The organism is Pseudomonas sp. 43NM1 (assembly GCF_002836905.1).
GTDB classification, from domain to species: domain Bacteria; phylum Pseudomonadota; class Gammaproteobacteria; order Pseudomonadales; family Pseudomonadaceae; genus Aquipseudomonas; species Aquipseudomonas prosekii.
Window position 1 is genome coordinate 1 of sequence record NZ_MKGS01000038.1, and the last position, 10,218, is coordinate 10,218.

Genomic DNA, 10,218 nt, shown 5'->3' on the forward strand with positions numbered 1-10,218 from the left:
GCCGAGCGCGACCCGTTGTTGCTGGCCGCCGGACAGTTGCTCCGGATAGCGCCGCAGCAAATCGCCCAGACCCAGCCGCTGCACCAGATGCGCCTGCCAGCGCGGATCGTGACGCCCGGCCAGCCGCGCCTGAAACGCCAGGTTGTCTTCCACACGTAAACTGCCGATGAGGTTGAACTGCTGGAACACCAAGCCGATTTCAGTGCGCCGCCAGTTGGCCAGTTGCGCTTCGTTCATCTGATCGAGCCGATGCTCACCGCTGCTGATGCTGCCGCGATCCACCTTATCCAGCCCGGCAATCAGGTGCAGCAAGGTGCTTTTACCACTGCCCGACTCGCCCATCAGTGCCAGGCTGCTGCCGGGTTTCAGCGTCAGGTCGATGCCTTGCAGCACTGGCAATGGACCTTGCGGGGTGGCGTAGCTTTTGTAGACACCTTGGACAGACAACATGGGCAAACCCGTTTGATAAGCGTGGGGCAAGGATAGCGGACGCGACCGCAGGTTACCTGACAGTTCTAACAGTAGCGGGCGCGCAGGCGCGGGTATCTAATAATGTCATGCAAGGAGTGTCTGATACCGGGGATGGTCATCGCTTTGCCCACCAGCGCTGCGCAGGAAAGAGGCTCGAATGATGAAAACGTCACTGCACATCAGCCGCAAGACCGACGCCAAAACCGCCGGCAAATTCCTGCGCAAGCCGCTGGTCATCGGCGTGGTCGAAGTCGGTCGGGAACCCAACAGCCTCGCGCTTGCCGCCAATGATCGTTTGGCCCTCGTGTGCAATACCGAGGACCGCACGCTGTCGCTGATCGACACTGATGCGATGTGCGTGATCGCGGTGATAGCGCTGCCGATCCGACCACTGGCGATCGTTGTCGATGCCCGAAGAAATCGCGCATATGTCGGCGGACTGGGGCAATCGAGAGTCATTGTGGTTGATATTTCGGCTCGCAAAATCGCCGGCGAAATCGCTGCCAGCGAAGGGCATGCGATGACCATCGATACCCACAGTCAACGCCTCTACGTGCACGCCAACAGCGCCGGCAATGGCCAGTTGTGCATCATCGATACCGCGAGCGACAGGCTGATCAAGCGCTTCATCACCGGTCCGTTCGCCAGCGCTGCGGTGCTCAGTCGCGATGGACGCCTGTTCATCTGCGATTACCTGCGCCACGCGCTGAACGTGCTGGATAGCGTAACCGGTGAGATCACTACGGTGCTGTCACTGCCCGATCCCTTCGAGGAATTCGCCCTCAGCCCTGCGGGGGATTTCGGCTACGCGCCTTACCGGACGGATGAGCGCATCGTCGCCAAGATCGATCTGGCGAGCTACGACGTGGTCGACCTGCTGCCGGTTCCGCCGCTGCCGCACGGCCTGACGTTCAGCCCGAACGGTGCACTCGCGTGTTGCTGCAGCGCGGCTGAACGCAACGTCACGATCATCGACACCGCAACCTGGCAAGTGGTCAGCCGCTTTCAGGCAGGTCTTTATCCGCAAAGCCCGGTGTTCAGCGCCGATGGCACTCGGTTGTACCTCTGCGATTCGTTTGGCAATGCGGTTTGGGTGGTGGCGCTGGACTGATCGCTGCAGATCAACAACGCGGTCATGCCCTCACTGCCCCGCCGCCACACTCGTCGCCGACTCGGCCGGCGTGACAATTGTCTTCAGGTCGATGTGCTTCCACTGCGGTTTCGCCCCCAGCCGCGCGTTGAACCGGTAGTTGAAAGTGAAGTCATCCGCCGTCGCCACGTTCAGCGGTTTGCCGTACACCGCTTCAACGCCCGCCAGGTCGTAACCCATCAACTGCAACATTGTCGGGAAGATGTTGTAGTGGCTGGAGCGATCCTTGTTCGCGGTTAATTGCGCTGACCAGTCGAGCGTCTGCAAATCGCTGCCCTGAATCACCACCAGCGGCACCAGCCCTTCTTCTTCCACCGGATCGCCGCCGCAGTGGGTATTGAGCCCCGGGTTGCCGCGCTCATGCAGATCCTGGCCATGATCCGAGGTGTAGATCAGCACCGCATTGCTCAGGTCAGCCTGGGCAAACAGCCGCGAGAAAAACTCCCCGACGTTCCACAGCAAAGTATTTTTGTAGGCGTTGCGGTAGAGCATCCAATCGTCCGGCTGACCATTGAAGCCATCGCGTTTGCCGGTATCCGCCACTTCGACAAATTGCCCGCGCGGCAAGGTCGGGCGATAGGTCATGAAGGCGTCCGGGTATTTGTCGTGGACCGGAAAATGCGCGCCGACCTTGTTGATCACCACCAATTGCGGCGTGCCGTCGTTGAGCAATTCGATGAGCTTGGTCGCGGCCGCCATGTCGCGATCGAGTACGCTGGTTTTGTCGAATTGCACAAACTCGTCGATGTCTTTTTTCTCGGCATCGTTCATCAGGTTCTGCAGGTTGCCGCCCGTGCGCTGGGCGTCGATGTAGACGGTGCGCAGCCCGGCTTTTTTCGCGTACTGCCAGATCGACGGCAACGTGGTGTTGATGCGCATGTAGTCGGCGCGGGTGCCGCCGTAGCGCAGGGTGATATTGGTGTCGGCGCTGCAATTGGCGATGGAAGCGGCGTAGCCATAATTGAAAATATCGACGCCGGGCCGAGCTTGCTTGAGGTTGCTGTGCACGCCGAACGGCGCGTTGATGTCGAGGTAATTGCCGGAGATGCTTTCGTCGATGATCAGCACGATGTCGTGGCCGACCGGTTGCTCGTTGCGCGCCAGTTTTACCGATTCGCGCGGGCCGACGGTGTTTTGCAGGGCTTCGTAGGTAAACAGGTTCAGATACGCCAGCGGCGTGTACATGATCGGCAAGCCACGCGCGCCCTCGCCCGCCCTGACGAACAGCACCGCGCTCAATAGCAACACGCCCATCAGCGGCGCCGCCACCAGCACCGCGCCCGGCAAGCGCAGGCGCCGACGCGGCTTGAGGCCGATGCCGAACAGCAGCAGCAAACCACCGAGCAAACCGCTGATCAGCGGATCGCGGTACTGGTACGCCGCCTCCTGAATGAACCCGCCCGAGTACACCAGCGAGACAAAACTGCTGTACGTCAGGTAGTCAGCGGTCACCCGCGTATAGACGTCGAAGAACACTGCCGAAGCAAACATCGCCACTGCGAACAGATGCCGAATCAATGTTTGACGGATATACGCCGTCATAAACAACGCAATAACCAGCGCCGCAAACATGGCGCCAAATAAAAGTAATGGAATACCAATGCCCAACGCACTTAGACGTTCGAGGTAATAGTCATAATTCTTTAGTAAGTACAAAACTAAGAGCAGTTCTTTAAGGTATCGATTCATAGTATTTGCACGTCTCGTGGAGGGCGTCTGGCCAATAGATTGTCGGCCATTTTTTGACACTAGCACCGGGCCATCAAACCGCAAGAAATGCCCGACATTTTCAAAAAGCGTCAAAAAATTGTTGACTCAAATCTGACACACTCAAGGCGCTACAGCCCTTGCCAGCCGGGGCTTTCGACCGTTTATCGTTTTCTTTTAAATGTGAAAAACCCGTCAAAACCGCGGCAAATCCAGCTACATCAAGCCTTTGATGGCAATTCGCCCGTAAATATCGCGGTGTACTAACAGTGCAACATGTCATTTTGCTGACACGTTTTTCTGCGGCTGGGCTATACCCCTTTTGACAGTCTAATTCCTGATTTTTTAACCGTCTTACGAGGCACGCCAATATGGACGTGAGCGTATTTGGTACGGGCTACGTCGGCCTGATTCAAGCAGCAGCACTTGCCGATGTCGGACACCGAGTGTTGTGTGTCGATATTGACCCGAACAAGATTAAACAGCTGCAACAAGCTGTTCCGCCTATTAGCGAGCCAGGACTTTCCAGCACGCTGGAAGAGAACATCAAGGCAGGTCGTTTGCTGTTCACCACTCAGGCCAGCGACGCGGTCGAGCACGCCGAACTGATCTTCATCGCGGTCGGCACGCCGGCCGATGAAGACGGCTCCGCTGACCTCAGCCACGTGCTCAACGTGGCGCGCCAGATTGCCAATTTCATGGAAGCCGATCGCACCTTGATCATCAAGTCGACGGTGCCGGTCGGCACGGCGGACAAGGTCATCGTTACCGCCAATGAAGAACTGCAACGCCGCGGCAAAGACGCGCTGACGGTGCGCGTGGTGTCCAACCCGGAGTTCCTCAAGGAAGGCAGCGCCCTCGCCGATTGCATGCGCCCGGACCGGATCATCGTCGGCACCAACGACGACGTGGCGCGCGACCAGTTGACCGAGCTCTACGCGCCCTTCTGCCGCAACCGCGAAAAACTCATGTTCATGGACAACCGCAGCGCCGAACTGACCAAGTACGCCGCTAACGCGATGCTCGCCACGCGCATCAGCTTCATGAACGAACTGGCCAACCTCACCGAATTGCTCGGCGCCGACATCGAAGCGGTGCGCAAAGGCATCGGCTCCGACCCGCGCATCGGTTATCACTTTATCTACCCCGGTTGCGGCTTCGGCGGCTCGTGTTTCCCCAAAGACCTGCGCGCTCTGCTGCACACCGCCGAACACAACGGCATGCCGCTGCGGCTGTTGCGCAGCGTAACCGACGTCAACGATACCCAGCGGCACATCCTGTTCAGCAAACTCAAAGCGCAATTTCCTCAAGGCCTGGCCGGCAAATCCATCGCGATCTGGGGTCTGGCGTTCAAGCCGAACACCGATGACATGCGCGAAGCGCCGAGCCGTTACCTGATGGAAGCGCTGTGGGCCGAGGGTGCAAGCGTGCAGGCCTACGACCCGGAAGCCATGTCCGAATGCCGGCGCATCTACGGTTATCGCAACGACCTGCATTTGTGCGCGACCCGCGACGACACCCTGGAAGACGCCGATGCATTGGTGATCTGCACCGAGTGGAAGAACTTTCGCGTGGTCGACTTCGACGTGCTCGCGAGCAAGCTGCGCTCGCGGGTGATCGTCGACGGACGCAACCTCTACAACCCTGAACAAGTCGCCGCCGCCGGTCTGCATTACAGCGGCATCGGCCTGCGCCACGTGGTTCCCGAGGTGCTGCGCCCATGAAGATTCTGGTGACGGGAGCGGCGGGATTCATTGGTGCCCATTGCGTGTTGCGGCTGATGCGCGACGGGCATCAGGTCTGCGGGCTGGACAACTTCAACGACTATTACGACCCGCAACTCAAGCACGATCGGGTGCGCTGGGTGCAGTCGCAAGTCGGCAGTTTCCCGCTCGCACAGATTGACCTGGCCGACGCTGCGGCCATCGACGCCTTGTTTGCCCGTGAACAACCGGAAGTGGTGATCAACCTCGCGGCCCAGGCCGGTGTGCGTTATTCGCTGGATAACCCGAAGGCGTATCTGGACAGCAACCTTTGCGGCTTCCTGAACATTCTCGAGAGCTGCCGGCACCACCCGGTCAAACACCTGATCTACGCCTCGTCGAGTTCGGTGTACGGCGCCAATCAACAAACGCCGTACTCGACGCACCACGGCGTCAATCACCCACTGTCGTTGTACGCGGCGACGAAAAAAGCCAATGAGCTGATGGCCCACAGTTACAGCCATCTGTTCGGCATTCCCTGCACGGGCCTGCGCTTTTTCACTGTTTATGGGCCGTGGGGCCGGCCGGACATGTCGCCGATCCGCTTCGCCCAGGCGATCGTCGAAGGCAGCCCGCTGAAGTTGTTCAACTACGGTCAGCATCAACGCGATTTCACCTACATCGACGACATCGTCGAGAGCATTGCCCGCCTGGTCGAGCGGCCACCGGTTGCCTCGCCGCAGTGGGACCGCGAGCAACCGGACGCGGCCACCAGCATGGCGCCGTGGCGGCTCTACAACATCGGTGGCGAACACCCGGTGGAACTCAAGGATTACCTCGCCCTGATGGAAAAACATCTGGGCCGCAAAGCCAATGTCGAGCTGCTTCCCCTGCAACCGGGGGATGTGCTCAACACCTGTGCCGATGTCCACGAGCTGGAACGCGACACTGGTTTCCACCCGCGTATCGAGCTTGACGAGGGCCTTCGCCGGTTCGTCGCCTGGTTTCGCGATTACTACCCACTGCCTGCCCACGCGCCGCTTGCGGCTGAGCTTTTGGGCTGAACTTGAGCGGAGGCGTCTATGACTGGACATGAAAAAGGTGTGCCACTGCAAAACCTGCGGCGCGACAAACGCCTGGACCCCGAACACCGAATGCGCCTCGACAGCGCGATCCACATGCAGGGTCGCGGCTGGATCACCGGGCGTGACGGCGGCCGGCCCTGGACCTTGTCGCGGACCAATCGGGTGGTCGCCTGCATCGGCGCTCTGGTGATTCTGCTAGCGATTTCGCCGCTGTTGCTCGGTCTCGCGGTGGCGATCAAGTTGAGCAGCCCGGGCCCGGTGATGTTCGTGCAGAAACGCACCGGTTATCGCGGCCGCGTGTTCGGCATGTACAAGTTTCGCACCATGGTCGCCAACGCCGAGGAGCTCAAGGAATCCTTGCGGCACCTGAACAAGCACGGCGCCGACGCGATTGATTTCAAGATCGACAAGGACCCGCGCATCACCCGTATCGGTGGGTTCCTGCGGCGCAGCAGCCTCGATGAGCTGCCGAACCTGATCAACGTCTTTACCGGCGACATGCGCCTGGTCGGCCCCAGGCCTACCTCGTTCAACGCCTACCGCTACAAGGATAACCACCTTGCCCGCCTGAGCATCTACCCCGGCATGACCGGCCTGTGGCAGATCTCCGGGCGCAGCAACATTGACTTCGACCAGCGCGTTGAGTTGGACCTCAGCTATATCGCCGAGCAGAGCCTGTTGCTTGATCTGAAGATTCTGTTGAAAACCCCCTTCAAAGTATTCAGCGGCCACGGAGCAAGTTAAATGGACGGTTCAACCAATAAAAGCCTGAGCATTGCCAACCCGAGCGAGTCCAACCTGACATCGACCGTGCTCGATCAAGATCTGCGGATCCTATTCCTGACTGCCGCCAACCCCGGCGCAGGCACCACCACCAGCGCCCTGGTGCTGGCCAGCCAACTGGCACAAATGAGCAGCGGCCAAGTGCTGCTGGTCGACGCCAGCCAGTCGGCGACCAACTTCACCGCACAACTCGGCTTGCAGAAAGAACGCGGCTTCCGCGACCTGCTGTTCAGCAGCGGCACCCCGCCACTGCTGCAGGATTGCGTGGTGCAAACCTCCAGCCTGCCGTTCGACGTGCTGCCCAACGGCCGGCAAATCCGCGGCACCGAACACCTCACCGCCGAACGCCTGAGCCCGTTGCTCGACCAGTTGGGCAGCCGCTATCGCTTCGTCGTGATTGACGGCGACGCGGTGTATTCGGCCGCCGACACGCTGGTCATCAGCACCCAGGTGGACGGCGTGATCATGGTCGTTCGCGCCGAAGACACGCGTTGGGAAGTGGCCCAGGCCGCCGTCCAGCGCCTGACTCAGGCCGGGGCAAAACTGGTCGGCAGCGTGTTCAACCGACGCAAGTACTACATGCCCAAGTGGCTCTACAAAAACCTCTAAGCCAGCAGAAAAGGATGACGCCATGAACGCCAAAATGCTGCTTCTGCTGTTGCTGCCGCTTGCAGGTTGCTCCAGCAATTCAGATACCCAGAACATGCCGGTGAATATCCTCACCGCATCGCCGGCCAATGCGCAGGCCACCGACATGCCCCGCGTCGAACAGACCTTGCGTCCGCAAGATGTGCTGGACGTGATCTTCCACATCAGCACCAGCGGCTCGGACGCTTACCGCGTGCAGTCCGGTGACCAGATCGGCCTGAACTTCACCGCTGCCAGCCAGCTCAACGGCAATCAACTGGTGCTGCCCGATGGCACCATCGAACTGCCGGGGGCCAATACTTCGGTGAAAATCGCCGGGCTGACCTCCGAGGAAGCGCGCACCGAAATTCAGCGCGTCTACCAACGCAAACAACTGTTCCAGCCCAACCGCAATCAGCTGACGGTGCAAATCATCAGCCCGCTGAGCAACGAAGCGAACCTGAAAAGTGCGCTCAACCACCCTGCTACCGGCATGAGCCGGGAGATCACCGTGGGCACCGACGGCTACGCGAGTTTCCCGGAAATCGGCGCCGTGCCGCTGCAAGGCATGACCGTCAATCAACTGGAGACCTTCCTCAACAAACGCTACGCGCAACTGCCAGGACGGATGACCGTCGACGTGCTGCTCAAATCCACTGCAGGCAACGAAATCTACGTATTGGGCGAAGTCGCGCAACCGGGTTCCTACCCGATTCGCCGGCCGGTTTCAGTGCTCGAAGCGTTGACCCTGGCCCGTGGCACCAACATCAAGGCACGCCTCGATTCGGTGGTGATCATGCGCCGCAACGGCAATCAGGTTCAGGCCCGGCGCTACGACGTGGAGAAAGCCCTGTCGGGTGACGCTTCGCAATTCGCCTACCTGCAACCGGACGACATGCTCTATGTGCCGAAGACCAAACTGGCCAGCGCCGGTGAGCTCGCGCGGCAACTGGCAGACGTCGTGTTGTTCCAGGGTGTGGGTTTCAGCTTCGGCTACCGCGTCGACAACAAAGACAGCGACAGCAACTAACGCTTGGGGGATCTGACATGAATCCAAAGGAAAACTACCTGCACGAGTTCTTCAGGATCTTCTTCGCCAACAAGCAATTGGTGAAACGAGTCTTCCTGATCTTTGCAGTCGTCGCGCTGATCTTGCCAATGGTGCTCAAGCAAAGCTTCGACATCACCGCGCAAGTCATCGTCCAGTCGAAAAAACTCTCCCAGGGCGACGCGACCACCTCGCTGACCCAGGAAAACGCCAGTTTCATTCCGCCGTCACTGGCCGACATGGAAACCGAGAGCAACATCCTGCGTTCGCCGGCGCTGATTCGTCAGACCATCAGCGAACTGCGGGAAAAAGGCGAGTACACGCCCAGCCCCGGTGCGTTCAACAAACTGGTATCCGAGCCGTGGGCACGTTATGTCACCACGCCGCTGCGCGAGTACGTGATCAACCCGGCGAAAGCCGCGCTCGGCATGGAAACCGATCCAGTGCGTGACACCACGCTGGACGCGCTGACTGAAGAAGCCATCGCCAAGCTGAAAATCGAAACCCTGCCGGGCTCCAACGTGATTTCGATCATCTACAGCTTCGGCGATCCGCATCAGGGCACGCAGTTTGTTGCAGCGCTGCTGCAAAACTACCTGGTCAGCCGTCAGCAGTTGCAGTCGATCGAATTGCCGCAAAGTTTCTATGAAACCAAAAAGCAGCAATACGAAGTGCGCCTCGATGGTCTGGAAGGCAATCGCCTGGCGTTGCTCGAAGCCATCGGTTCGTCTGATCCGAAAGAGGAAATCACCTTCCGCCTCAACGCGATCAACACCGAAGAACAAGCGCTCAACCTGTACCAGGACCGTCGCCTGCAAAGCCAACGCTGGCTCGAATACCTGAAAACCAGCCTGGCCGCCGCGAGTGCCTCGAAACTCAACGACTACACCTTCCCGTACACCTTCACCACCACCGTCGACAACGTGGCGTTCGAAGATCGCGAGATCAAGCAGATGGGCGAAGCGCTGACCTCGCAAGTCAGTCGCTACATGAACGACCTGGCGATTTTCCAGCCAAGCAGCGAACCGATGCTGCTGACCCGCGAGCAGATTGCCCGCACCCGTCAGCAGTTCTTGAAAGTGGTGAGCAACCGGATTCAGGAACGCACCAACGACCTGGCGATTGTCAGTTCGGTGATCGACCAGAAAACCGCGCGCATCGCCGAGTTCAAGAATCGCATCCACCAGTTGCAGGAAACCCAAAGCAAACTGCGTCAGATGGACACCGAGATCAACGCCCTGCACGCGGCGTTCGGCACCTACGCCCAGCGTTTTGCCGAAAGCACCGCGACCAGTTCGCTGAACAACGACCTGTCCAACGCCCGGGTGCTCAGCCCGCCGTTCGAACCGACGGCGCCGGCGTTTCCCAAGCCGTTCCTGATCATTCCGTTCGGTTTGTTCACCGGTCTGTTGCTGGCGATTGCCTTGGTCTACGTGCGTGAGTTCTTTGATCATCGCTTCAAGCACCCAGCGCAAATCAGCCACGAACTTGGCTTGCCGGTGCTGCTGGTGATCAACGATCAACACCTGCTGCCGACCAACCCGCACAAGAGCTGGAGCGTGCCACGCTTCGTGCATTGGGTGCGCAATTGAACGCGCCGCTCAACCCGACCAGCGCCCTGCCGATCATTCATTTGCTCAGCAG

At 59.5% G+C, this 10,218-nt stretch carries 9 protein-coding genes; 7 read left to right on the plus strand and 2 right to left on the minus strand.

Annotated elements, in window-relative coordinates; genetic code table 11:
• Positions 1-450, minus strand: a 450-nt coding sequence (locus BI292_RS05965; protein WP_101207297.1) for an ABC transporter ATP-binding protein, incomplete at its 3' end; no start/stop codon positions are given.
• Positions 451-631: 181 nt separating this feature from the next.
• Here BI292_RS05965 and BI292_RS05970 point away from each other — a divergent pair.
• Positions 632-1,582 (plus strand): hypothetical protein, encoded by a 951-nt coding sequence (locus BI292_RS05970; protein ID WP_157831213.1) that lies wholly within the window; start codon positions 632-634, stop codon positions 1,580-1,582.
• A gap of 30 nt (positions 1,583-1,612) precedes the next feature.
• On the opposite strand, the gene BI292_RS05975 is transcribed toward BI292_RS05970, so the two are convergent.
• Positions 1,613-3,310, minus strand: coding sequence for a sulfatase-like hydrolase/transferase (locus tag BI292_RS05975; protein ID WP_101207299.1), 1,698 nt, complete (start codon positions 3,308-3,310; stop codon positions 1,613-1,615).
• Positions 3,311-3,699: 389 nt separating this feature from the next.
• On the opposite strand from BI292_RS05975, the gene BI292_RS05980 reads away from it, so the two are divergent.
• Genes BI292_RS05980 through BI292_RS06005 form a run of 6 tightly spaced genes read left to right on the plus strand, consistent with a single transcriptional unit; the run spans position 3,700 to position 10,166 of the window.
• Positions 3,700-5,052, plus strand: a complete 1,353-nt coding sequence (locus BI292_RS05980) for a UDP-glucose/GDP-mannose dehydrogenase family protein (protein WP_101207300.1) — start codon at positions 3,700-3,702, stop codon at positions 5,050-5,052.
• Positions 5,049-6,095, plus strand: a complete 1,047-nt coding sequence (locus BI292_RS05985; protein WP_092270384.1) for an NAD-dependent epimerase — start codon at positions 5,049-5,051, stop codon at positions 6,093-6,095. The genes BI292_RS05980 and BI292_RS05985 overlap by 4 nt, the downstream gene beginning before the upstream one ends.
• 18 nt (positions 6,096-6,113) lie before the next feature.
• A complete protein-coding gene (locus tag BI292_RS05990) occupies positions 6,114-6,860 on the plus strand; it encodes a sugar transferase (RefSeq protein ID WP_092270387.1) in 747 nt (248 codons plus the stop codon).
• On the plus strand, positions 6,861-7,508 hold the full coding sequence (locus BI292_RS05995; protein ID WP_092270390.1) for a CpsD/CapB family tyrosine-protein kinase: 648 nt from the start codon (positions 6,861-6,863) through the stop codon (positions 7,506-7,508). It abuts the gene before it with no gap.
• 22 nt (positions 7,509-7,530) lie between these two features.
• Positions 7,531-8,556 (plus strand): polysaccharide biosynthesis/export family protein, encoded by a 1,026-nt coding sequence (locus BI292_RS06000; RefSeq protein ID WP_092270393.1) that lies wholly within the window; start codon positions 7,531-7,533, stop codon positions 8,554-8,556.
• A 17-nt stretch (positions 8,557-8,573) separates the two neighbouring features.
• Positions 8,574-10,166: a Wzz/FepE/Etk N-terminal domain-containing protein gene (locus BI292_RS06005; RefSeq protein ID WP_101207301.1), complete on the plus strand. Its 1,593-nt coding sequence runs from the start codon at positions 8,574-8,576 to the stop codon at positions 10,164-10,166.
• Positions 10,167-10,218: the final 52 nt, after the last annotated feature.